The organism is Pseudomonas sp. QS1027 (genome assembly GCF_002814235.1).
Taxonomy (GTDB): domain Bacteria; phylum Pseudomonadota; class Gammaproteobacteria; order Pseudomonadales; family Pseudomonadaceae; genus Aquipseudomonas.
In genome coordinates, this window is sequence record NZ_PHSU01000040.1 from 1 (window position 1) to 24,176 (window position 24,176).

The window sequence follows — 24,176 nt, forward strand, 5'->3', positions numbered from 1 at the left end:
AGTTGGGGTTTTGTTTTTGTGGCGTCGAAAAGGCCTGGACGCTACGCGTCCGGGGTTTCTATGCAAGCCCTCGGCGCATGGCTATCATGCCTGCCTCATTGTGAGTCGAGACCTGCATGCTGACGTTGTTGAAACTCCTCAAAGATGGTCGATTCCACTCCGGGCAAGCGCTGGGTGCGGCGCTGGGTGTCAGTCGCAGCGCTGTCTGGAAGCAGCTCCAGCAATTGGAGGCGGAGTTCGGGCTGGTTATCCATAAAGTCCGTGGCCGGGGTTACCAGCTTGCCAATCCGCTGGTATTGCTGAGCGAGCTGGAAATAGCCGCGGCAAAACCCTCGGCCTCCTGGCCGGTGCATGTCTACGACACCATCGACTCAACCAATGCCGAAGCGCTGCGCCTGGTGGAGAAGGGGACTGCTGCGCCTTTCATCGTGGTGGCCGAACGGCAAACCGCAGGGCGAGGGCGCCGGGGCCGGCAGTGGGTCAGCCCGTTCGCTGAAAATATCTATTACAGCCTGTTGCTCAGGATCGAAGGCGGCATGCGCCAGCTGGAAGGCCTGAGCCTGGTGGTTGGCCTGGCCGTTTTAAGCGCATTGCGGGAGCTGGGCATCGCCCGGGCCGGGCTGAAGTGGCCCAATGACGTCCTGGTCGACAACAAGAAGATCGCCGGCATTCTGCTGGAGTTGGTCGGCGACCCGGCGGATGTCTGTCACGTCGTGCTCGGGGTTGGGATCAACGTCAATATGCAGGTTGCCGAGCAGGTGGATCAGCAGTGGACATCGGCCCGCCTGGAAACAGGTCGCTTGGTCGATCGCAACCAGCTGATCGCCAGCCTGGGGGAAAAGCTGCGCTTCTATCTAGGGTGGCATCAGTCTTCCGGTTTCGCGGCTATCCAGGCTGAGTGGGAGCAAAACCATCTCTGGCAGGGGCGCAAGGTTGCCCTGGTCGCGGGAGTGAGTCAGGTCGAAGGGATTGTGTTGGGCATCGATCAGCAGGGCGCGCTCCGTCTGCAGGTGGATGGCGTGGAAAAGGTCTTCAGTGGTGGCGAGCTCAGCCTGCGCTTGCGCGATGATGCTTGAGTTCGAGGTCGTTGGTGGTTTTAGCGAGGGTCGGGCACATCAAGTGTCCGCCCTGGTATTGGTTGGCCTGGCGGTGATGTGTCCGCTCGATTGAGGTTCCTATGCGTTGGTTGTTTCTGTTGTTGCTGGTGCTCAATGGTGTCTATTACGTCTGGCACCAGCAGGAAGCGCCCTTGAGGGCCAAGGAAGTCGCTCCCCTTTCGCTGTACCGCAGCGCTCACCAGGACATCCAGTTGTTGAGCGAGTCGGATGGCGCCGGCGGGCGCCGCGCGGCCTCTGCGGCACCGGAACGCGAGGGTGACTGTGTCTATCTGGGTGCCGTGGCGCGCCAGGATCTGGCGCAGTCCATTGTGCAGCGTCTCCAGGGCAGCAATATCAAGGCGCAGGCGGGGCAGGTGAATGTGCCGGATTCGGCGGGGTACTGGGTACGGATCGCACCTGAAAGCCAGCATTTGCTGGATGATGCCCTGCTGCAGAACCTTGCTAAAGAATTCAATGAGTTAAAACATAAAATAATGCCGTGCGAAGGCATTGCAACTGTCGAATAGTTTGAATAGAATGGCGCCCGCTTCGCAGTGAACACCTCTTGAGGGACTGGCTACGAAGCGGGTCAACGCAGCTAACCTCATAATTTAAATGAGAAAAATGCTTGACAGAAGGTCGACATGATGTAGAATGTCGGCTCGCTTAGGAGGGGTTCCCGAGCGGCCAAAGGGATCAGACTGTAAATCTGACGTCTACGACTTCGAAGGTTCGAATCCTTCCCCCTCCACCATATTTAAGCGTGAGCTGCAAGCTCCGCGGGTATAGTTTAGTGGTAGAACCTCAGCCTTCCAAGCTGATGATGCGGGTTCGATTCCCGCTACCCGCTCCAAGTTTGCTGTTTGTGCACCGTGTTTCGCTCTTGTAGCTCAGTTGGTAGAGCACACCCTTGGTAAGGGTGAGGTCAGCGGTTCAAATCCGCTCAAGAGCTCCATAATAACAAGGCAGATATGCAAATATCTGCCTTTGTTTTAATGGCTGATGTAGCTTGCTTAATTCTTCTCCTGAGGGTGATTTCGATGGCTAAGGAAAAGTTCGAACGTAATAAGCCGCACGTCAACGTGGGTACCATTGGTCACGTCGACCACGGTAAAACTACGCTCACTGCTGCCTTGACCCGCGTTTGCTCCGAAGTATTCGGTTCGGCCAAGGTCGACTTCGACAAGATCGATAGCGCCCCAGAAGAAAAAGCTCGTGGCATCACCATCAACACCGCTCACGTTGAATACGATTCGGCCGTGCGTCACTACGCACACGTTGACTGCCCAGGTCACGCCGACTACGTAAAAAACATGATTACCGGTGCTGCACAGATGGATGGCGCGATTCTGGTTTGCTCGGCCGCTGATGGTCCGATGCCGCAAACCCGTGAGCACATCCTGTTGTCTCGTCAGGTAGGCGTTCCCTACATCGTGGTCTTCCTGAACAAGGCTGACCTGGTAGATGATGCTGAGCTGCTGGAGCTGGTTGAGATGGAGGTGCGCGATCTGCTGAGCACTTACGATTTCCCAGGTGACGACACGCCGATCATCATTGGTTCCGCGCGCATGGCGCTGGAAGGCAATGATGAAAATGGCATGGGTACTTCGGCTGTCAAGAAGCTGGTTGAGACTCTGGATAGCTACATTCCCGAGCCTGAGCGTGCAATCGACAAGCCGTTCCTGATGCCAATCGAAGACGTGTTCTCGATCTCTGGTCGCGGTACCGTTGTGACGGGTCGTATTGAGCGCGGTATCGTTCGTGTTCAAGATCCGCTGGAGATCGTAGGCTTGCGTGACACTGCTGTCACCACCTGCACCGGCGTTGAAATGTTTCGTAAACTGCTCGACGAAGGTCGTGCAGGTGAAAACTGCGGCGTTCTGCTGCGCGGCACCAAGCGTGACGATGTCGAGCGTGGCCAGGTACTGGTCAAGCCGGGCTCGGTCAAGCCGCACACCAAGTTCACTGCAGAAGTTTACGTTCTGAGCAAGGAAGAAGGTGGTCGTCATACGCCGTTCTTCAAGGGCTACCGTCCGCAGTTCTACTTCCGTACGACTGATGTGACTGGTAACTGCGAGCTGCCGGAAGGCGTCGAAATGGTAATGCCAGGTGACAACATTCAGATGACTGTCACTCTGATCAAGACCATTGCGATGGAAGATGGCTTGCGTTTCGCTATCCGTGAGGGCGGTCGTACCGTCGGCGCGGGTGTGGTAGCGAAAGTAATCGAATAAGTAGTTGAAATGCCTCTCTCAGGTCGACATAATGGTCGGCCTGATTCAAGTTTTAGGTCAGTAGCTCAATTGGCAGAGCGACGGTCTCCAAAACCGTAGGTTGGGGGTTCGATTCCCTCCTGACCTGCCAGATTCACTCGGTGTGTCTGGCTTTCTTTTCACAGGATTCTCTTAGATGACCTCCAACGCTGAAGCCCAAGGCTCTCGCTTCGATCTTCTCAAGTGGCTCGTAGTAGTCGCTCTGGTGGTGATTGGTGTTGTTGGCAACCAGTACTATCATGGTTCGCCGATCCTGTACCGCGTACTGGCTCTGCTTGTCATCGCTGCTGTAGCTGCCTTTGTAGGCCTGCAGACCGCGAAAGGCAAGTCGTTCTTCGTGCTGGCAAAGGAAGCTCGTACCGAGATTCGTAAAGTCGTATGGCCGACTCGCCAAGAAACCACGCAGACCACGTTGATCGTGGTGGCTGTTGTTCTGGTAATGGCGTTGCTGTTGTGGGGGCTCGATTCCCTGCTCGGCTGGCTTGTTTCCTCGATTGTAGGCTAAGGGTGTCCCGTGGCTAAGCGTTGGTACGTTGTGCATGCTTACTCGGGTTACGAGAAGCATGTGATGCGCTCGTTGGTCGAGCGCGTAAAGCTGGCAGGCATGGAAGATGGCTTCGGCGAAATTCTGGTCCCTACTGAAGAAGTAGTGGAAATGCGTAACGGCCAGAAGCGCAAGAGCGAGCGTAAGTTCTTCCCTGGCTATGTGCTGGTGCAGATGGACATGAACGAGGGGACTTGGCACTTGGTCAAGGACACGCCTCGGGTGATGGGTTTCATCGGCGGTACCGCCGACAAGCCTGCACCGATCACCGACAAAGAGGCAGAAGCGATTCTGCGCCGTGTCGCTGATGGTAGCGACAAGCCGAAGCCGAAGACGCTGTTCGAGCCGGGCGAAGTCGTACGTGTTACCGATGGTCCGTTCGCCGATTTCAACGGCACCGTCGAAGAGGTCAACTACGAAAAGAGCCGCATCCAGGTGGCCGTGCTCATTTTCGGACGCTCTACTCCGGTAGAGTTGGAGTTTAGCCAGGTCGAAAAGGTCTAGCTGAACAAGCATCCCAACCCCACAGTCCAAGGCTGTGGGGTTTTGTCGTCACTGGGATAAACGCGCAAGTAACCGGGGAGCCTTTCGAGGCGTTAGAACCCGTAATTGGAGTGCCTCATGGCCAAGAAGATTACCGCTTACATCAAGCTGCAAGTGAAGGCCGCCCAGGCCAACCCTAGCCCACCCGTCGGTCCAGCTCTGGGTCAGCACGGCGTGAACATCATGGAATTCTGCAAAGCCTTCAACGCCCGTACCCAGGGTCTTGAGCCAGGCCTGCCGACGCCTGTGATCATCACTGTTTACAGTGACCGCAGCTTCACTTTCGAAACCAAGTCCACCCCGGCTTCGGTTCTGCTGAAAAAGGCCGCCGGCCTGACCAGCGGTTCCGCTCGTCCGAACACCGTTAAGGTTGGCACCGTGACCCGTGCCCAGCTGGAAGAAATCGCGAAAACCAAAAACGCGGATCTGACTGCAGCTGATATGGATGCAGCCGTGCGTACCATCGCCGGTTCTGCTCGTAGCATGGGCCTTAACGTGGAGGGTGTGTAATGGCTAAGCTGACCAAGCGCCAAAAGGCTATCGCCGGCAAAATCGAAGCAGGCAAGGCCTACAACTTTGTAGAAGCCGCTGCTCTGCTGACCGAGCTGTCGACTGTCAAGTTCAGCGAGTCGTTTGACGTTGCTGTAAACCTGGGCGTTGACCCACGTAAATCCGACCAGGTCGTACGTAGCGCTACTGTGCTGCCACACGGCACTGGAAAGACCGTTCGCGTTGCTGTGTTCACCCAGGGCCCGGCTGCTGAAGCCGCTCTGGCTGCCGGCGCCGATCGCGTTGGTATGGACGACCTGGCTGCCGAAATGAAAGGCGGCGACCTGAACTATGACGTCGTTATTGCTTCCCCGGACGCAATGCGTGTTGTAGGTCAGTTGGGTCAGATCCTCGGTCCACGTGGCCTGATGCCTAACCCTAAAGTCGGTACCGTAACCCCAGACGTCGCCACCGCGGTGAAAAACGCCAAGGCCGGTCAGGTTCGTTATCGCACCGACAAGAACGGTATTATCCACACCTCCGTTGGCAAGATCGGCTTCGATGCCGTCAAGCTGAAGGAAAACGTTGAAGCCCTGATCGCTGACCTGAAGCGTATCAAACCAGCTTCCTCGAAAGGTATCTACGTCAAGCGCGTTACCCTGAGCACCACCATGGGTCCAGGCCTGGTCATCGACCAAGGTTCGCTGGAAGCGTAAGACTCGTATTGGCGCAAGCGATTGCGCCAATCGAAAAAAATTGGGGTCCCTGCCTGGCGGGGGCTATCCAAGACCGTAGGCGGCGCAAGTCTTAAACCTCAAGCCTACGCAGATGGTGCTCCCGGTTCCTTACCGAATCAGACACCAAAACGACATCCGGCTTCGGCCAGATGAAACGGTAACAAGCAGGAGTTAAACCCGTGGCAATTAAACTCGAAGACAAGAAGGCCATCGTCGCTGAAGTCAACGAGGCTGCCAAAGTCGCTCTGTCCGCTGTCGTGGCTGATGCCCGTGGCGTAACAGTAAGCGCGATGACCGGACTCCGTAAAGAGGCCCGCGAAGCTGGCGTGTACGTGCGTGTCGTACGTAACACCCTGCTCAAGCGCGCTGTTGAAGGCACCGAGTACTCGGTCCTCAACGACGTGTTCAAAGGCCCGACCCTGATTGCTTTCTCCAAGGAACACCCGGGCGCTGCTGCTCGTCTGTTCAAGGAGTTCGCAAAGGGTCAGGACAAGTTCGAGATCAAGGCAGCTGCGTTCGAGGGCAAGTTCCTCGCAGCAAATCAGATCGACGTACTGGCAACCTTGCCGACCCGTGACGAAGCAATCTCCCAGCTGATGAGCGTGATTCAAGGCGCTACCAGCAAGTTGGCTCGTACTCTGGCGGCTATTCGCGACCAGAAAGAAGCTGTCGCAGCCTAAGGCTGAGCACTTCTTTTCGCGTATTTTTGTTTATTTCGATGGTCGCGTAGGCCGTCCCCCAATTCAGGAAATACAGTAATGTCTATCTCCCAAGAAGATATCCTCAACGCCGTAGCTGAAATGTCGGTTCTGCAGGTTGTTGAGCTGATCAAAGCTTTCGAAGAAAAATTCGGTGTTACCGCTGCTGCTGCTTCGGCAGGTCCTGCTGCTGCCGCCGCTGTTGTTGAAGAGCAAACCGAATTCAACGTCATGCTGCTGGAAGCTGGCGAGAAGAAAGTTAACGTGATCAAGGCAGTACGTGAACTGACCGGTCTGGGCCTGAAAGAAGCCAAGGCTGTAGTTGACGGCGCTCCTGCCCTGGTTCTGGAAGCTGTTGCCAAAGACGCAGCTGACAAAGCCAAAGCAGCACTGGAAGAAGCAGGCGCTAAAGTCGAGCTGAAGTAAGCTCTGACCTTGCGTCTCCAGCCCGAGCGTTAAGCGACAGGCTGATGGCTGGTGGCTCTTGCCACCGGCCTTTTTCCGTTACTGGCGGCCGACTCGGTCGGTGCCTTTGACGTGCTTCAACCACCCGATGCGGTGGCGCAAACCATGGGGTTTGCACGATTTTCTGGCTGCTCCCGTCGGGGAGGGGCCAAACAAGCAGGTGACCAAGCTGGGGAACGCTGATGGCTTACTCATATACTGAGAAAAAACGTATCCGCAAGGACTTTAGCAAGTTGCCGGACGTCATGGATGTGCCGTACCTCCTGGCCATCCAGCTGGATTCGTATCGTGAATTCTTGCAGGCGGGAGCGACTAAAGATCAGTTCCGCGACGTGGGCCTGCATGCGGCCTTCAAATCCGTTTTCCCGATCATCAGCTACTCCGGCAATGCTGCGCTGGAGTACGTCGGTTATCGCCTGGGCGAGCCGGCATTTGATGTCAAAGAATGCGTATTGCGCGGTGTGACTTACGCCGTACCTTTGCGGGTAAAAGTGCGCCTGATCATTTTCGACAAAGAATCGTCGAACAAAGCGATCAAGGACATCAAAGAGCAAGAAGTCTACATGGGTGAAATCCCCCTGATGACTGAGAACGGTACCTTCGTTATCAACGGTACCGAGCGCGTGATCGTTTCCCAGCTGCACCGTTCCCCGGGCGTGTTCTTCGACCACGACCGCGGCAAGACGCACAGCTCCGGCAAACTGCTGTACTCCGCGCGGATCATTCCTTACCGCGGTTCGTGGTTGGACTTCGAGTTCGACCCGAAAGACTGCGTCTTCGTGCGTATCGACCGTCGTCGCAAGCTGCCGGCTTCCGTGCTGCTGCGCGCACTGGGCTACGCCACCGAAGAAGTGCTGGACGCGTTCTACACCACCAACGTTTTCCACGTGAAGGGCGAAACCCTGAGCCTGGAACTGGTGCCTCAGCGTCTGCGCGGTGAAATCGCCGTCCTCGATATCCTCGATGACAAAGGCAAGGTGATTGTCGAGCAGGGTCGTCGTATTACCGCTCGCCACATCAACCAGCTGGAAAAAGCCGGGATCAAAGAGCTGGATGTGCCGCTGGACTACGTCCTGGGTCGCACCACCGCCAAGGTCATCGTGCACCCGGCCACCGGCGAAATCCTGGCTGAATGCAACACCGAGCTGAACACCGAGATCCTGGCAAAGATCGCCAAGGCCCAGGTCGTTCGCATCGAGACGCTGTACACCAACGACATCGACTGCGGTCCGTTCATCTCCGACACGCTGAAGATCGACTCCACCAGCAACCAACTGGAAGCGCTGGTCGAGATCTATCGCATGATGCGTCCTGGTGAGCCACCGACCAAGGATGCCGCCGAGACCCTGTTCAACAACCTGTTCTTCAGCCCTGAGCGCTATGACCTGTCTGCGGTCGGCCGGATGAAGTTCAACCGTCGTATCGGTCGTACCGAGATCGAAGGTTCGGGCGTACTGAACAAGGACGATATCGTCGCGGTCCTCAAGACCCTGGTCGACATCCGTAACGGCAAAGGCATCGTCGACGACATCGACCACCTGGGTAACCGTCGTGTTCGCTGCGTAGGCGAAATGGCCGAGAACCAGTTCCGTGTTGGCCTGGTACGCGTTGAGCGTGCGGTCAAGGAACGTCTGTCGATGGCTGAAAGCGAAGGCCTGATGCCGCAAGACCTGATCAACGCCAAGCCAGTGGCTGCAGCGGTGAAAGAGTTCTTCGGTTCCAGCCAGCTGTCGCAGTTCATGGACCAGAACAACCCGCTGTCCGAGATCACCCACAAGCGTCGTGTCTCCGCACTCGGCCCTGGTGGTCTGACCCGTGAACGCGCCGGCTTCGAAGTCCGTGACGTACACCCGACGCACTACGGTCGTGTTTGCCCGATCGAAACGCCGGAAGGTCCGAACATCGGTCTGATCAACTCCCTGGCCGCCTATGCGCGCACCAACCAGTATGGCTTCCTCGAGAGCCCGTACCGTGTGGTGAAAGACGCCCTGGTCACCGACGAGATCGTGTTCCTGTCCGCCATTGAAGAGGCCGATCACGTGATCGCCCAGGCTTCGGCGACCATGAACGAGCAGAAAGTGCTGATCGACGAGCTGGTAGCCGTACGTCACCTGAACGAGTTCACCGTCAAGGCGCCGGAAGACGTCACCCTGATGGACGTTTCGCCGAAGCAGGTTGTGTCGGTCGCAGCGTCGCTGATCCCGTTCCTCGAGCACGACGACGCCAACCGTGCGTTGATGGGTTCCAACATGCAGCGTCAGGCTGTACCGACCCTGCGTGCCGACAAGCCGCTGGTAGGTACCGGCATGGAGCGCAACGTTGCCCGTGACTCCGGCGTTTGCGTCGTGGCTCGTCGTGGCGGCGTGATCGACTCCGTCGATGCCAGCCGTATCGTGGTTCGTGTTGCCGATGACGAAGTTGAAACTGGCGAAGCCGGTGTCGACATCTACAACCTGACCAAGTACACCCGCTCGAACCAGAACACCTGCATCAACCAGCGTCCGCTGGTGCGCAAGGGTGATCGCGTTCAGCGCAGCGACATCATGGCCGACGGCCCGTCCACCGACATGGGTGAACTGGCGCTGGGTCAGAACATGCGCATCGCCTTCATGGCATGGAACGGCTTCAACTTCGAAGACTCCATCTGCCTGTCGGAACGCGTTGTTCAGGAAGACCGTTTCACCACGATCCACATCCAGGAACTGACCTGTGTGGCTCGTGATACCAAGCTTGGGCCAGAGGAAATCACTGCAGACATCCCGAACGTGGGTGAAGCTGCACTGAACAAGCTGGACGAAGCCGGTATCGTCTACGTCGGTGCCGAAGTCGGCCCGGGCGACATCCTGGTCGGCAAGGTCACTCCGAAAGGCGAGACCCAACTGACTCCGGAAGAAAAACTGCTGCGTGCGATCTTCGGTGAGAAGGCCAGCGACGTCAAAGACACCTCCCTGCGTGTACCAACCGGTACCAAGGGCACCGTCATCGACGTACAGGTCTTCACCCGTGATGGCGTCGAGCGCGATACCCGCGCACTGTCCATCGAGAAGAGCCAGCTCGACGAGATCCGCAAGGACCTCAACGAAGAGTTCCGCATCGTTGAAGGCGCGACCTTCGAACGTCTGCGTTCCGCGCTGGTTGGCCACAAGGCCGAAGGCGGCGCTGGCCTGAAGAAAGGTCAGGAAATCACCGACGAAGTGCTCGACGGTCTGGAGCATGGGCAGTGGTTCAAACTGCGCATGGCTGAAGATGCGTTGAACGAGCAGCTCGAGAAGGCCCAGGCCTATATCGTTGATCGCCGCCGTCTGCTGGACGACAAGTTCGAAGACAAGAAGCGCAAGCTGCAGCAAGGCGATGACCTGGCTCCGGGCGTACTGAAGATCGTCAAGGTCTACCTGGCAATCCGTCGTCGCATCCAGCCGGGCGACAAGATGGCCGGTCGTCACGGTAACAAGGGTGTGGTCTCCGTGATCATGCCGGTTGAAGACATGCCGCACGATGCCCATGGCACCCCGGTCGACGTCGTCCTCAACCCGCTGGGCGTACCTTCGCGTATGAACGTTGGTCAGATCCTCGAAACCCACCTGGGCCTGGCGGCCAAAGGTCTGGGCGAGAAGATCAACCGCATGATCGAGGAACAACGCAAGGTCGCTGACCTGCGCAAGTTCCTGCACGAGATCTACAACGAGATCGGCGGTCGTAACGAGGACCTGGACAGCTTCACCGACCAGGAAATCCTCGACTTGGCGCACAACCTCAAGGCTGGTGTGCCAATGGCCACCCCAGTATTCGACGGTGCCAAGGAAGTTGAAATCAAGGCCATGCTGAAACTGGCAGACCTGCCGGAAAGCGGCCAGATGCAACTGTTCGATGGTCGTACCGGCAACAAGTTCGAACGTCCGGTTACCGTTGGCTACATGTACATGCTGAAGCTGAACCACTTGGTAGACGACAAGATGCACGCTCGTTCTACCGGTTCGTACAGCCTGGTTACCCAGCAGCCGCTGGGTGGTAAGGCGCAGTTCGGTGGTCAGCGTTTCGGGGAGATGGAGGTCTGGGCACTGGAAGCATACGGTGCTGCATACACTCTGCAAGAAATGCTCACAGTGAAGTCGGACGATGTGAACGGTCGGACCAAGATGTACAAAAACATCGTGGACGGCGATCACCGTATGGAGCCGGGCATGCCCGAGTCCTTCAACGTGTTGATCAAGGAAATTCGTTCCCTCGGCATCGATATCGATCTGGAAACCGAATAACACGTGACGCGAATCGAGAGCGGGGCTGTATGACCCGCTCTCTGCTCCGCCAGGAGGAAAGGCCTTGAAAGACCTACTGAATTTGCTGAAAAACCAGGGTCAAGTCGAAGAGTTCGACGCCATCCGTATTGGGTTGGCATCGCCTGAGATGATCCGTTCGTGGTCGTTCGGTGAAGTTAAAAAGCCGGAAACCATCAACTACCGTACGTTCAAACCTGAGCGTGACGGCCTGTTCTGCGCCAAGATCTTTGGCCCGGTCAAGGATTACGAGTGCCTGTGCGGTAAGTACAAGCGCTTGAAGCACCGTGGTGTGATCTGCGAGAAGTGCGGCGTTGAAGTCGCACTGGCCAAGGTTCGTCGTGAGCGCATGGCGCACATCGAACTGGCTTCGCCGGTTGCCCACATCTGGTTCCTGAAGTCCCTGCCGTCGCGTATCGGCTTGCTGATGGACATGACCCTGCGTGATATCGAACGCGTTCTCTACTTCGAGAGCTACGTCGTTATCGACCCGGGCATGACCACCCTTGAAAAAGGCCAGCTGCTGAACGACGAGCAGTACTTCGAAGCCCTCGAAGAGTTCGGTGATGACTTCGACGCCCGCATGGGTGCTGAAGCCGTCCGCGAACTGCTGCACGCGATCGACCTGGAACACGAGATTGGCCGTCTGCGCGAAGAAATTCCGCAAACCAACTCCGAAACCAAGATCAAGAAACTGTCCAAGCGTCTGAAGTTGATGGAAGCCTTCCAGGGTTCCGGCAACCTGCCAGAGTGGATGGTGCTGACCGTTCTGCCGGTTCTGCCGCCAGACCTGCGTCCACTGGTTCCGCTCGATGGCGGTCGCTTCGCGACTTCCGACCTCAACGATCTGTATCGTCGAGTGATCAACCGTAACAACCGTTTGAAGCGCCTGCTGGACCTGTCCGCGCCTGACATCATCGTGCGCAACGAAAAGCGCATGCTGCAGGAAGCTGTGGATGCCCTGCTGGACAACGGTCGTCGCGGTCGCGCCATTACCGGTTCGAACAAGCGTCCTCTGAAATCCCTGGCTGACATGATCAAGGGTAAGCAAGGTCGTTTCCGTCAGAACTTGCTCGGTAAGCGTGTTGACTACTCGGGTCGTTCGGTAATTACCGTAGGTCCGACCCTGCGTCTGCACCAGTGCGGTCTGCCGAAGAAGATGGCCCTCGAGCTGTTCAAGCCGTTCATTTTCGGCAAGCTGGAAATGCGTGGTCTCGCGACCACCATCAAAGCCGCCAAGAAAATGGTCGAGCGCGAACTGCCAGAGGTTTGGGACGTTCTCGCTGAAGTGATTCGCGAACACCCGGTCCTCCTCAACCGTGCACCGACCCTTCACCGTCTGGGTATCCAGGCGTTTGAACCGGTACTGATCGAAGGTAAGGCTATCCAGCTGCACCCTCTGGTCTGTGCTGCGTACAACGCCGACTTCGACGGCGACCAAATGGCCGTGCACGTACCGCTGACGCTGGAAGCCCAGCTCGAAGCGCGTGCGTTGATGATGTCGACCAACAACATCCTGTCGCCTGCCAACGGTGAGCCAATCATCGTTCCATCGCAGGACGTTGTATTGGGTCTGTACTACATGACCCGTGAAGCGATCAACGCCAAGGGCGAAGGTCGTATCTTCGCGGACCTGCAGGAAGTCGACCGCGTATTCCGCGCCGGCGAAGCAGCCCTGCACGCCAAGATCAAGGTTCGTATCAACGAAACCGTCAATGATCGTGATGGTGGCAGCGTCAAGAACACCCGTATCGTCGACACCACTGTTGGCCGTGCGCTGTTGTTCCAGGTGGTTCCGGCCGGCCTGTCGTTCGACGTCGTCAACCTGCCGATGAAGAAGAAGGCGATCTCCAAGCTGATCAACCAGTGCTACCGCGTGGTTGGTTTGAAAGAGACCGTGATCTTCGCTGACCAGTTGATGTACACCGGTTTTGCCTATTCGACCATTTCCGGCGTTTCCATCGGTGTTAACGACTTCGTTATCCCGGATGAAAAAGCCCGCATCATCGGTGCTGCCACCGACGAAGTGAAAGAGATCGAAAGTCAGTACGCCTCCGGCCTGGTCACCCAGGGCGAGAAGTACAACAAAGTGATCGACTTGTGGTCCAAGGCGAACGACGAAGTGTCCAAGGCGATGATGGCCAACCTCTCGAAAGAGAAGGTCATCGACCGTCATGGCGACGAAGTCGACCAGGAATCCTTCAACTCGATGTACATGATGGCCGACTCGGGTGCGCGGGGTTCCGCTGCACAGATCCGTCAGCTGGCCGGTATGCGTGGTCTGATGGCCAAGCCGGACGGCTCGATCATCGAGACGCCGATCACCGCGAACTTCCGTGAAGGCCTGAGCGTACTCCAGTACTTCATCTCCACTCACGGTGCTCGTAAGGGTCTCGCGGATACCGCGTTGAAAACCGCGAACTCCGGTTACCTGACCCGTCGTCTGGTAGACGTGGCGCAGGATCTGGTGGTGACCGAAGTCGACTGTGGCACTGAGCAAGGCTTGCTCATGACGCCGCACATCGAAGGCGGCGACGTTGTAGAGCCGTTGGGTGAACGCGTTCTGGGTCGAGTGATCGCCCGTGACGTCTTCAAGCCGGGCACCGAGGAAATCATCGTTCCTGCCGGCACTCTGGTCGACGAGAAGTGGGTTGAATTCATCGAGCTGAACAGCATCGACGAAGTCATCGTGCGCTCGCCAATCAGCTGCGAAACCCGTTATGGCATCTGCGCCAAGTGCTACGGCCGTGACTTGGCTCGTGGTCACCAGGTGAACATCGGTGAAGCGGTCGGCGTTATCGCTGCCCAGTCCATCGGTGAGCCGGGTACCCAGCTGACCATGCGTACGTTCCACATCGGTGGTGCGGCAAGCCGGACCTCCGCAGCCGACAGCGTTCAGGTGAAGAATGGCGGTACCGTCCGTCTGCACAACCTGAAGCACGTTGAGCGAGTGGATGGCCACCTGGTTGCGGTGTCCCGTTCCGGTGAGCTGGCGATTGCCGACGACTACGGTCGTGAGCGCGAGCGCTACAAGCTGCCGTACGGTGCGGTGATTTCGGTTAAAGAGGGTGACAAGGTCGACGCTGGCGCAATCGTGGCCAAGTGGGATCCGCACACTCACCCGATCGTTACCGAAATGAAAGGTACCGTGACCTACGTGGGCATGGAAGAAGGCATCACGATCAAGCGTCAGACTGACGAATTGACCGGTATGACCAACATTGAAGTCCTCGATGCCAAAGACCGTCCAGCAGCCGGCAAGGACATTCGTCCTGCGGTGAAGATGGTCGACGACAACGGCAAGGATCTGTTGCTGCCAGGCACTGACGTAATCGCTCAGTACTTCCTGCCAGCCAACGCCCTGGTCGGTGTGGCGGACGGTGCGAAAATCGCGATCGGTGACGTTATCGCGCGGATTCCGCAAGAAACTTCGAAAACTCGCGACATCACCGGTGGTCTGCCGCGTGTTGCCGACTTGTTCGAAGCCCGTCGTCCGAAAGAAGCCTCGATTCTGGCTGAAGTCAGCGGCACCATCGCGTTCGGTAAAGAGACCAAGGGCAAGCGCCGTCTGGTCATTACCCCGAACGACGGTAGCGATCCGTACGAGGAGCTGATTCCGAAGTGGCGTCACCTGAACGTCTTCGAAGGCGAACAAGTGAACCGCGGCGAAGTCATCTCCGACGGTCCAAGCGATCCACACGACATCCTGCGTCTGCTGGGTGTGAGTGCGCTGGCCAAGTACATCGTCAACGAGATCCAGGACGTTTACCGTCTGCAAGGCGTGAAGATCAACGACAAGCACATCGAGACCATCCTGCGTCAGATGCTGCGTAAAGTTGAAATCGCTGAATCCGGCGATTCCACCTTCATCAAGGGCGACCAGATGGAGCTGACTCACGTTCTGGTAGAGAACGAGCGTCTGGCGGGCGACGACAAGTTCGTTTCCAAGTTCACGCGCGTTCTGCTGGGTATCACCAAGGCGTCGTTGTCGACCGAATCGTTCATCTCGGCGGCCTCTTTCCAAGAGACCACCCGCGTACTGACCGAAGCGGCCGTTACCGGCAAGCGCGATTACCTGCGCGGCCTGAAAGAAAACGTGGTTGTGGGTCGTCTGATCCCGGCCGGTACCGGTCTGGCCTACCACAGCGAGCGCAAGCGTCGTCGTGAACTGGACAAACCGTTGCGCGTAAGCGCCAGTGAAGTGGAAGCTGCACTGACCGAAGCGCTGAACTCTAGCGGTAACTGAGTTCTGCGGTAGTGAGATCAAGGCCCTGGTAGCCTCCGCCAACACCATCGCGACATTTTTTGTTGCGATGGTTGGTGTGAGGAGATCGGGGCCTTGTCTTGACTGGGGACAAGATCCTCTTTAGACTCTTGTACCCCTAAATTTGGCGGGAACTCGTTCCTGCCATTTTGCTTTTCTTGCAAGACAATAGCGTCGCAAGACAACAGTGGAGCTAGTAGATGGCAACTATCAACCAGCTGGTACGTCAGCCGCGTAAGCGTATCGTCGAGAAATCCGACGTACCTGCGCTGCAGAACTGCCCGCAACGTCGTGGCGTGTGCACCCGTGTGTACACCACCACGCCGAAAAAACCTAACTCGGCACTGCGTAAAGTATGCCGTGTGCGCCTGACCAACGGTTTCGAGGTTTCCTCGTACATCGGCGGTGAAGGCCACAACCTGCAAGAGCACAGCGTGGTCCTGATTCGTGGCGGTCGTGTAAAAGACTTGCCAGGTGTTCGTTACCACACCGTTCGTGGCTCCCTGGATACCTCCGGCGTCAAAGGTCGTAACCAAGGTCGTTCGAAATACGGTACCAAGCGTCCGAAGTAATCGGCCGTTTGCTGCAGTAACTGATTTTTATTTTTTTGAGTCGATAAGAGTAAGGTCGGGCGTACATCCACTGGGTGTCATGTTCCCGGGCTAACCTGAAGACCGTTTGAGGGCTTATCAATGCCAAGACGTCGTGTAGCAGCCAAGCGTGAGATTCTGGACGATCCGAAATACGGTAGCCAGATTCTCGCCAAATTCATGAACCACGTGATGGAAAGCGGCAAGAAAGCCGTGGCCGAACGTATCGTTTATGGTGCTCTGGAAAAAGTTAAAGAGCGCAAAAACGCTGACCCCCTGGAACTCTTCGAGAAAGCACTCGACGCCATCGCTCCGCTGGTCGAAGTGAAGTCGCGCCGTGTAGGCGGTGCTACTTACCAGGTTCCGGTCGAAGTTCGTCCGTCCCGTCGTAACGCTCTGGCAATGCGCTGGTTGGTAGACTTCGCCCGCAAGCGCGGCGAGAAGTCCATGGCTCTGCGTTTGGCTGGCGAACTGATGGACGCCGCTGAAGGTAAAGGTGCTGCAGTTAAGAAGCGTGAAGACGTGCACCGTATGGCTGAAGCCAACAAGGCTTTCTCGCACTACCGCTTCTAATTTTAGCGTCACTCAATTTGCGAGGGCTTTATGGCTCGTACAACCGATATTAAACGCTACCGTAACATTGGTATCGTTGCTCACGTGGACGCGGGTAAGACCACGACCACTGAGCGCGTCCTGTTTTACACGGGCGTAAACCACAAAATGGGCGAGGTGCACGACGGCGCCGCGACCATGGACTGGATGGTGCAGGAGCAGGAGCGGGGTATTACCATTACCTCCGCGGCTACCACCGCATTCTGGGAAGGTTCTGCCAAGCAGTTTCCCAAGCACCGCTTCAACATCATCGATACCCCCGGCCACGTTGACTTCACCATTGAAGTAGAGCGTTCGCTGCGCGTACTCGACGGTGCGGTCGTTGTGTTCTGCGGTACTTCCGGTGTCGAGCCTCAGTCTGAAACCGTATGGCGTCAAGCCAACAAATACGGTGTTCCACGTCTCGTTTACGTGAACAAGATGGACCGTGCCGGTGCTAACTTCCTGCGTGTTGTTGCGCAGATCAAGCAGCGCCTGGGTCACACTCCAGTGCCTATCCAGTTGGCTATCGGTTCCGAAGACAACTTCCAGGGTCAGATCGATCTGATGTCCATGGAAGCGGTCTACTGGGACGACGCTGACAAAGGTACGGCTGCTCGCCGCGAGCCGATCCCTGCTGAACTGCAGGAATTGGCTGAAGAGTGGCGTGGCAACATGATTGAAGCTGCTGCCGAAGCCACTGAAGAGCTGATGAACAAGTACCTCGAGGGTGAAGAACTCACCAACGAGGAAATCAAGGCCGCTCTGCGTCAGCGTACTATCGCTGGCGAAATCGTCCTGGCTGTTTGCGGTTCTTCCTTCAAGAACAAGGGCGTTCCCCTGGTTCTCGACGCTGTTATCGACTACCTGCCTGCACCTGTCGACATTCCTGCCATCAAGGGTTCCGACCCGGATGACGAGACTATCGCCATGGAGCGTCATGCAGACGACAGCGAACCGTTCTCCGCTCTGGCGTTCAAAATCGCCACTGACCCATTCGTGGGTACCCTGACTTTCGCCCGCGTTTACTCGGGCGTGTTGAGCTCCGGCGACGGCGTGATCAACTCGGTCAAGGGCAAGAAAGAGCGCGTGGGTCGTATGGTGCAGATGCATGCCAACACCCGTGAAGAGATCAAGGAAGTACGCGCTGGCGACATCGCGGCCCTGATCGGCATGAAGGACGTCACCACCGGTGACACCCTGTGCTCTGCTGACAAGCCAATCATCCTGGTTCGCATGGACTTCCCGGAGCCGGTTATTTCGGTTGCCGTTGAGCCAAAGACCAAGGATGACCAGGAAAAAATGGGTATCGCTCTGGGCAAACTTGCTCAGGAAGACCCATCTTTCCGCGTCAAAACTGATGAAGAGACTGGTCAAACGATCATCTCCGGCATGGGCGAATTGCACCTGGACATCCTGGTTGACCGGATGCGCCGTGAGTTCAACGTCGAAGCCAACATCGGTAAGCCTCAGGTTTCCTATCGTGAGAAAATCACGAAGAATTGCGAAATCGAAGGCAAGTTCGTTCGCCAGTCCGGCGGTCGTGGCCAGTTCGGTCACTGCTGGATTCGTTTTGCACCGGCTGACGAAGGTCAGGAAGGTCTGCAATTCGTGAACGAAGTAGTGGGTGGTGTGGTTCCTAAGGAATACATCCCGGCTATCCAGAAGGGTATCGAAGAGCAGATGAAGAACGGCGTTGTTGCCGGCTATCCGCTGATCGGCCTGAAGGCTACTGTGTTTGACGGTTCTTACCACGACGTCGACTCCAACGAGATGGCGTTCAAGGTGGCTGCTTCCATGGCGACCAAGCAACTCGCGTCCAAGGGCGGCGGTGTTGTACTTGAGCCGATCATGAAGGTAGAAGTTGTAACACCTGAGGACTACATGGGTGACGTGATGGGTGACCTGAACCGTCGTCGTGGTCTGATCCAGGGTATGGAAGATACGGTTTCCGGCAAGGTGATCCGCGCCGAGGTTCCGTTGGGCGAAATGTTCGGTTATGCGACCGATGTTCGTTCCATGTCCCAGGGTCGCGCGAGCTACTCTATGGAATTCTCCAAATACTCCGAAGCTCCGTCGAACATCGTCGAAGCTCTCGTTAAAAAACAAGGCTGATTCAGCCCTTTAGGCTAGGAGTTAATTGTCGTGGCTAAAGAAAAATTTGATCGTTCCCTCCCGCACGTCAACGTTGGCACCATCGGTCACGTCGACCACGGTAAAACCACGCTGACCGCTGCTCTGACTCGTGTTTGCTCCGAGGTTTTCGGTTCGGCTATCGTTGATTTCGATAAAATCGACAGCGCGCCAGAAGAAAAAGCTCGTGGTATCACCATCAACACCGCACACGTCGAGTACAACTCGAAGATCCGTCACTACGCTCACGTTGACTGCCCAGGTCACGCTGACTATGTGAAGAACATGATCACCGGTGCTGCCCAGATGGACGGCGCGATCCTGGTTTGTTCGGCCGCTGATGGTCCGATGCCACAAACCCGTGAGCACATCCTGCTGTCCCGTCAGGTAGGCGTTCCGTACATCGTGGTTTTCCTGAACAAGGCTGACCTGGTAGACGACGCTGAGCTGCTGGAACTGGTTGAGATGGAAGTGCGCGATCTGCTGAGCACTTACGACTTCCCAGGTGATGACACTCCAATCATCATCGGTTCCGCTCGTATGGCGCTGGAAGGCAAAGACGACAACGAAATGGGCACCACTGCCGTTCGTAAACTGGTTGAAACCCTGGACAGCTACATCCCAGAACCAGTTCGTCTGACCGACAAGCCATTCCTGATGCCAATCGAAGACGTATTCTCGATCTCGGGTCGCGGTACTGTTGTGACTGGTCGTATCGAGCGCGGTATCGTTCGCGTTCAAGACCCACTGGAAATCGTTGGTCTGCGTGACACCACCGTCACCACCTGCACCGGTGTTGAAATGTTCCGCAAACTGCTCGACGAAGGTCGTGCAGGCGAGAACTGCGGCGTTCTGCTGCGTGGTACCAAGCGTGACGACGTTGAGCGTGGCCAGGTTCTGGTCAAGCCAGGTTCGGTCAAGCCGCACACCAAGTTCACCGCAGAAGTTTACGTTCTGAGCAAGGAAGAAGGCGGCCGTCATACTCCGTTCTTCAAAGGCTACCGTCCACAGTTCTACTTCCGTACTACTGACGTGACTGGTAACTGCGAGCTGCCAGAAGGCGTTGAAATGGTAATGCCAGGTGACAACATCCAGATGACTGTCACTCTGATCAAAACCATCGCGATGGAAGACGGTCTGCGTTTCGCTATCCGTGAAGGCGGTCGTACCGTCGGCGCTGGCGTCGTAGCCAAAATCATCGAGTAAGCGTTCTCATTGAGATAGCTTCGATGCTTTGAAAAAGCCCCCGCCTAGCGGGGGCTTTTTTATTAGGTTGACACCTATCTGGGGCGTCTATAGAATTGCGCCTCCTTTTAACGGGCGTATTGCGCTCGGTGGGAATAGCAGCCGGAGTCTGAAATCCAATGCAAAATCAGCAAATCCGTATCAGGTTGAAGGCTTTTGACCATCGCCTGATCGACCAATCCACCCAGGAAATCGTGGAAACCGCGAAACGTACTGGTGCTCAAGTGCGTGGTCCAATTCCACTGCCTACCCGTAAAGAGCGGTTCACCGTTCTGGTCTCCCCGCACGTCAACAAAGACGCGCGCGACCAGTACGAGATCCGTACTCATAAGCGTGTTCTGGACATCGTCCAGCCAACGGATAAAACCGTTGATGCGCTGATGAAGCTTGATCTTGCGGCAGGTGTGGAAGTGCAGATCAGCCTCGGCTAAGACTCGGTCTTAGTCGTGTAACGCTCTGAAATGGGCGGCCATAGCGGGTGAAAGCCCCGTACACTCATGAGGTTTACAACATGACTATTGGTGTAGTCGGTCGTAAATGCGGTATGACCCGTATTTTCACCGAAGAAGGTGTCTCCATTCCGGTTACGGTCATTGAGATCGAACCGAATCGCGTCACCCAGTTCAAAACTGAAGAAACCGATGGCTATCGTGCAGTGCAAGTCACTGTCGGCGAGCGTCGTGCTTCGCGTGTTACAGCCGCTCAAGCTGGCCACTTCGCTAAAGCGAACGTTGCCGCTGGTCGTACCGTAATGGAATTCCGCCTTGAAGAAGGCGACTACCAGGCCGGCGATCTGATCAACGCTGAAATCTTCGCTGCTGGTCAACTGGTTGATGTAACCGGTCAGTCCAAAGGTAAAGGCTTCCAGGGTACGATCAAGCGCTGGAATTTCCGCGGGCAAGATAATACCCACGGTAACTCCGTGTCCCACCGCGTTCCAGGCTCTATCGGCCAGTGCCAGACTCCTGGTCGTGTATTCAAGGGCAAAAAAATGTCCGGTCATATGGGCGCTGAGCGCGTGACCGTGCAGTCCCTCGAAGTAGTGCGCGTGGACGCTGAACGCAATCTGTTGTTGGTCAAGGGCGCTGTTCCTGGCGCTACTGGCGGCAACTTGGTTGTACGTCCAGCAGCCAAGGCTCGCGGTTAAGGGGAAGCTGACATGCAATTAAATGTAAATGACGCTCAAGCGATCGAAGTTTCCGAACTGACATTTGGCGGCGAATTCAACGAGACGCTGGTTCACCAAGCAGTCGTGGCCTACATGGCTGGCGGCCGTCAGGGTAGCAAGCAGCAAAAGACCCGTTCCGACGTTTCTGGTGGCGGTAAGCGCCCATGGCGTCAGAAAGGTACTGGCCGTGCTCGTGCCGGTACTATCCGTAGCCCAATCTGGCGTGGCGGCGGTACCACTTTCGCAGCTCGTCCTCAGGATCACTCCCAGAAGCTGAACAAGAAGATGTATCGCGCAGCAATGCGTTCCATCCTTGCTGAGCTGGTGCGTACTGATCGTCTGGTCGTGGTTCAGGATTTCGCCGTTGAAACGCCGAAAACCAAAGACCTGCTGAACAAACTGACTGGCATGAGCCTGACCGACGTTCTGATCGTGTCTGACTCTGTTGATCAGAACCTGTACCTGGCTGCTCGTAACCTGCCACACGTTGATGTCCGTGACGTACAGGGTTCCGATCCAGTTAGTCTGATCGCATACGACAAGGTGTTGATCACCGTGTCGGCCGTGAAGAAATTCGAGGAGCTGCTGGGATGAACCAGGAACGCGTATTTAAAGTTCTGCTTGGCCCGCACGTTTCCGAGAAGGCTACGGTCCTGGCAGACAAGAAAGGTCAGTTCGTTTTCAAGGTTGCGACTGACGCAACCAAGCTGGAAATCAAGAAGGCCGTCGAAAGCCTGTTCAGCGTGAAAGTAGAGCGTGTGACTACCCTGAATGTCCTGGGTAAAAGCAAACGCACTGCTCGCGGTCTGGGCAAGCGTAATGACTGGAAGAAGGCAGTTATCTCCCTTCAGCCAGGCCAAGATCTCGATTTCAGCAGCAGTGCTGAGTAAGGAAGGGGTGCATCATGGCAATCGTTAAATGCAAACCGACTTCCCCTGGCCGCCGTTTTGTGGTCAAGGTGGTCAACAAGGAGCTGCATAAAGGCGCTCCTCACGCACCGCTGCTCGAGAAAAAATCGAAGACTGGTGGTCGTAACAACAATGGCCGTATTACCACTCGTCACATCGGTGGTGGTCATAAGCAGCATTATCGTCTGGTCGATTTCCGTCGCAACGACAAAGATGGCATCGCTGCCACTGTCGAGCGTATCGAATACGATCCAAACCGTACTGCTCACATCGCTCTGCTGCTGTACGCAGACGGCGAGCGTCGCTACATCATCGCGCCTAAAGGCGTGAGTGCTGGCGACCAGCTGATCGCAGGCGCTCTGGCTCCAATCAAGCCAGGTAACGCTCTGCAACTGCGCAACATCCCAGTGGGTTCCACCGTACACGGCATCGAACTGAAGCCAGGTAAAGGTGCACAGATCGCTCGTTCCGCTGGTGCTTCGGCTCAGCTGATCGCTCGTGAAGGTGTCTACGTGACCCTGCGTCTGCGCTCCGGTGAAATGCGTAAAGTGCTGTCGGAATGCCGTGCAACGCTGGGCGAAGTCTCGAACTCCGAGCACAGCCTGCGTTCCCTGGGTAAAGCCGGTGCCAAACGCTGGCGTGGCGTTCGCCCAACCGTTCGTGGTGTTGCCATGAACCCGGTTGACCACCCACATGGTGGTGGTGAAGGTCGTACCTCTGGTGGTCGTCATCCGGTATCGCCGTGGGGCTTCCCGACTAAGGGCGCGAAGACTCGTGGTAATAAGCGTACCGACAAAATGATCGTCCGTCGTCGCAAGTAAATAGAGGGATACGACAGTGCCACGTTCTCTGAAAAAAGGTCCTTTTATCGATCTTCACCTACTGAAGAAGATCGAAGTGGCGGCGGAAAAGAACGATCGCAAACCAGTTAAGACCTGGTCGCGCCGTTCCATGATCCTGCCACAAATGGTCGGTTTGACCATCGCTGTGCATAACGGTCGTCAACACGTCCCCGTTCTCGTGAACGAAGACATGGTCGGCCACAAACTGGGCGAGTTTGCCGGTACCCGCACATATCGTGGGCACGTGGCTGACAAGAAAGCCAAGCGTTAAGGGGTTAGGAAATGGAAGTAGCCGCTAAGTTGTCGGGCGCTCGAATCTCCGCCCAGAAAGCCCGCTTGGTCGCCGACCAGATCCGCGGGAAGAAGGTGGGCGAAGCGCTCAACTTGTTGGCTTTCAGCAGTAAGAAAGCCGCCGAGATCATGAAGAAAGTGCTGGAGTCGGCCGTAGCCAACGCCGAGCATAACGAAGGCGCAGACGTTGATGACCTGAAGGTCAGCACCGTTTTCGTCAACGAAGGGCGTTCGCTGAAGCGCATCATGCCACGTGCCAAAGGCCGGGCTGATCGCATCGTCAAGCGGTCTTGCCATATCACTGTCAAGGTTGCTGACAAGTAACGGAGTCGAAGAGATGGGTCAGAAAGTACATCCCATTGGCATTCGCCTGGGAATCGTCAAGGAGCACACCTCCGTCTGGTACGCAGACGGTCGGACTTATGCGGACTATTTGCTCGCAGATCTGAAAGTGCGTGAGTACCTCCAAGACAAACTAAAAAGCGCGTCCGTGAGCCGTATCGATATCCATCGTCCGGCCCAAACTGCACGCATCACCATCCACACCGCTCGTCCAGGTATCGTTATCGGGAAGAAAGGTGAAGATGTTGAGAAACTGCGTCAGGACCTGACCAAGCAAATGGGTGTGCCTGTGCACATCAATATCGAAGAGATCCGCAAGCCGGAACTCGACGGTATGCTGGTTGCCCAGAGCGTAGCTCAGCAGCTGGAGCGTCGTGTGATGTTCCGTCGCGCCATGAAGCGCGCCGTACAGAACGCCATGCGCATTGGTGCCAAAGGCATCAAAATCCAAGTGAGCGGTCGTCTCGGCGGTGCTGAAATCGCACGTACTGAATGGTATCGCGAAGGTCGTGTGCCACTGCACACCCTGCGTGCCGACATCGACTATGCCAACTACGAAGCTCACACCACTTACGGTGTGATCGGTGTAAAGGTTTGGATCTTCAAAGGCGAAGTAATTGGTGGTCGCCAAGAAGAACTGAAACCACAAGCACCAGCGCCTCGTAAAAAAGCTGCTAAGTAA

The 24,176-nt window shown here is 56.4% G+C and carries 23 protein-coding genes and 4 tRNA genes; all 27 read left to right on the plus strand.

Translation table 11 applies throughout. The features are described 5' to 3' along the window. Window positions 1-116: 116 nt before the first annotated feature. The 27 genes from birA (at window position 117) to rpsC (ending at window position 24,176) form a co-directional block, all read left to right on the plus strand. Window positions 117-1,076, plus strand: a complete 960-nt coding sequence (birA, locus tag CWE01_RS30730; RefSeq protein ID WP_100944343.1) for a bifunctional biotin--[acetyl-CoA-carboxylase] ligase/biotin operon repressor BirA — start codon at window positions 117-119, stop codon at window positions 1,074-1,076. A gap of 101 nt (window positions 1,077-1,177) precedes the next feature. Beyond that, complete coding sequence (locus CWE01_RS30735) at window positions 1,178-1,624, plus strand: SPOR domain-containing protein (RefSeq protein WP_100944344.1); 447 nt, start codon at window positions 1,178-1,180, stop codon at window positions 1,622-1,624. A 142-nt stretch (window positions 1,625-1,766) separates the two neighbouring features. After that, window positions 1,767-1,851 (plus strand) — tRNA-Tyr (locus CWE01_RS30740). A gap of 25 nt (window positions 1,852-1,876) precedes the next feature. Further along, window positions 1,877-1,950 (plus strand) — tRNA-Gly (locus tag CWE01_RS30745). A gap of 26 nt (window positions 1,951-1,976) precedes the next feature. After that, window positions 1,977-2,052: transfer RNA gene (locus tag CWE01_RS30750), tRNA-Thr, on the plus strand. 85 nt (window positions 2,053-2,137) lie between these two features. Beyond that, window positions 2,138-3,331, plus strand: a complete 1,194-nt coding sequence (gene tuf, locus CWE01_RS30755; protein ID WP_100944345.1) for an elongation factor Tu — start codon at window positions 2,138-2,140, stop codon at window positions 3,329-3,331. Between the two features lie 54 nt (window positions 3,332-3,385). Further along, window positions 3,386-3,461, plus strand: a tRNA-Trp gene (locus CWE01_RS30760). A gap of 45 nt (window positions 3,462-3,506) precedes the next feature. Further along, entirely contained in the window at window positions 3,507-3,875 is a 369-nt protein-coding gene (gene secE, locus CWE01_RS30765) for a preprotein translocase subunit SecE (protein ID WP_100944346.1), read from the plus strand. 9 nt (window positions 3,876-3,884) lie between these two features. Continuing rightward, window positions 3,885-4,418 (plus strand): transcription termination/antitermination protein NusG, encoded by a 534-nt coding sequence (gene nusG, locus CWE01_RS30770; protein WP_003186097.1) that lies wholly within the window; start codon window positions 3,885-3,887, stop codon window positions 4,416-4,418. A gap of 117 nt (window positions 4,419-4,535) precedes the next feature. Beyond that, complete coding sequence (gene rplK / locus CWE01_RS30775) at window positions 4,536-4,967, plus strand: 50S ribosomal protein L11 (protein WP_003176435.1); 432 nt, start codon at window positions 4,536-4,538, stop codon at window positions 4,965-4,967. Then, on the plus strand, window positions 4,967-5,662 hold the full coding sequence (rplA, locus tag CWE01_RS30780; protein ID WP_100944347.1) for a 50S ribosomal protein L1: 696 nt from the start codon (window positions 4,967-4,969) through the stop codon (window positions 5,660-5,662). The genes rplK and rplA overlap by 1 nt, the downstream gene beginning before the upstream one ends. A 200-nt stretch (window positions 5,663-5,862) precedes the next feature. After that, window positions 5,863-6,363, plus strand: a complete 501-nt coding sequence (gene rplJ, locus CWE01_RS30785) for a 50S ribosomal protein L10 (RefSeq protein ID WP_100944348.1) — start codon at window positions 5,863-5,865, stop codon at window positions 6,361-6,363. 78 nt (window positions 6,364-6,441) lie between these two features. Next, on the plus strand, window positions 6,442-6,807 hold the full coding sequence (rplL, locus tag CWE01_RS30790) for a 50S ribosomal protein L7/L12 (protein WP_100944349.1): 366 nt from the start codon (window positions 6,442-6,444) through the stop codon (window positions 6,805-6,807). Between the two features lie 221 nt (window positions 6,808-7,028). Next, on the plus strand, window positions 7,029-11,102 hold the full coding sequence (gene rpoB / locus CWE01_RS30795) for a DNA-directed RNA polymerase subunit beta (protein WP_100944350.1): 4,074 nt from the start codon (window positions 7,029-7,031) through the stop codon (window positions 11,100-11,102). A 64-nt stretch (window positions 11,103-11,166) separates the two neighbouring features. After that, entirely contained in the window at window positions 11,167-15,366 is a 4,200-nt protein-coding gene (gene rpoC, locus CWE01_RS30800) for a DNA-directed RNA polymerase subunit beta' (protein ID WP_100944351.1), read from the plus strand. A gap of 218 nt (window positions 15,367-15,584) precedes the next feature. Further along, window positions 15,585-15,956: a 30S ribosomal protein S12 gene (rpsL, locus tag CWE01_RS30805; protein ID WP_003186084.1), complete on the plus strand. Its 372-nt coding sequence runs from the start codon at window positions 15,585-15,587 to the stop codon at window positions 15,954-15,956. 120 nt (window positions 15,957-16,076) lie between these two features. Beyond that, on the plus strand, window positions 16,077-16,547 hold the full coding sequence (gene rpsG / locus CWE01_RS30810; protein ID WP_100944352.1) for a 30S ribosomal protein S7: 471 nt from the start codon (window positions 16,077-16,079) through the stop codon (window positions 16,545-16,547). 30 nt (window positions 16,548-16,577) lie between these two features. Further along, the gene (gene fusA, locus CWE01_RS30815) at window positions 16,578-18,680 is read left to right on the plus strand and encodes an elongation factor G (RefSeq protein ID WP_100944353.1); all 2,103 of its coding nucleotides are present in this window, start codon (window positions 16,578-16,580) and stop codon (window positions 18,678-18,680) included. Window positions 18,681-18,710: 30 nt separating this feature from the next. Then, complete coding sequence (tuf, locus tag CWE01_RS30820; RefSeq protein WP_027924378.1) at window positions 18,711-19,904, plus strand: elongation factor Tu; 1,194 nt, start codon at window positions 18,711-18,713, stop codon at window positions 19,902-19,904. 158 nt (window positions 19,905-20,062) lie between these two features. Then, window positions 20,063-20,374 carry a 30S ribosomal protein S10 gene (gene rpsJ / locus CWE01_RS30825; RefSeq protein ID WP_003186070.1) on the plus strand — a complete coding sequence of 104 codons (312 nt, stop codon included), beginning with the start codon at window positions 20,063-20,065 and terminating at the stop codon, window positions 20,372-20,374. 80 nt (window positions 20,375-20,454) lie between these two features. Then, on the plus strand, window positions 20,455-21,090 hold the full coding sequence (gene rplC, locus CWE01_RS30830; protein ID WP_007253310.1) for a 50S ribosomal protein L3: 636 nt from the start codon (window positions 20,455-20,457) through the stop codon (window positions 21,088-21,090). 12 nt (window positions 21,091-21,102) lie between these two features. Beyond that, window positions 21,103-21,705, plus strand: coding sequence for a 50S ribosomal protein L4 (gene rplD, locus CWE01_RS30835; RefSeq protein WP_100944354.1), 603 nt, complete (start codon window positions 21,103-21,105; stop codon window positions 21,703-21,705). After that, entirely contained in the window at window positions 21,702-22,001 is a 300-nt protein-coding gene (rplW, locus tag CWE01_RS30840) for a 50S ribosomal protein L23 (RefSeq protein ID WP_002555488.1), read from the plus strand. The genes rplD and rplW overlap by 4 nt, the downstream gene beginning before the upstream one ends. A 14-nt stretch (window positions 22,002-22,015) precedes the next feature. Beyond that, window positions 22,016-22,840, plus strand: coding sequence for a 50S ribosomal protein L2 (rplB, locus tag CWE01_RS30845; RefSeq protein WP_100944355.1), 825 nt, complete (start codon window positions 22,016-22,018; stop codon window positions 22,838-22,840). A gap of 16 nt (window positions 22,841-22,856) precedes the next feature. Further along, entirely contained in the window at window positions 22,857-23,132 is a 276-nt protein-coding gene (gene rpsS, locus CWE01_RS30850; RefSeq protein ID WP_002555486.1) for a 30S ribosomal protein S19, read from the plus strand. An 11-nt stretch (window positions 23,133-23,143) separates the two neighbouring features. Continuing rightward, the gene (gene rplV, locus CWE01_RS30855) at window positions 23,144-23,476 is read left to right on the plus strand and encodes a 50S ribosomal protein L22 (RefSeq protein WP_003103908.1); all 333 of its coding nucleotides are present in this window, start codon (window positions 23,144-23,146) and stop codon (window positions 23,474-23,476) included. Window positions 23,477-23,489: 13 nt separating this feature from the next. Further along, entirely contained in the window at window positions 23,490-24,176 is a 687-nt protein-coding gene (gene rpsC, locus CWE01_RS30860) for a 30S ribosomal protein S3 (RefSeq protein WP_008065719.1), read from the plus strand.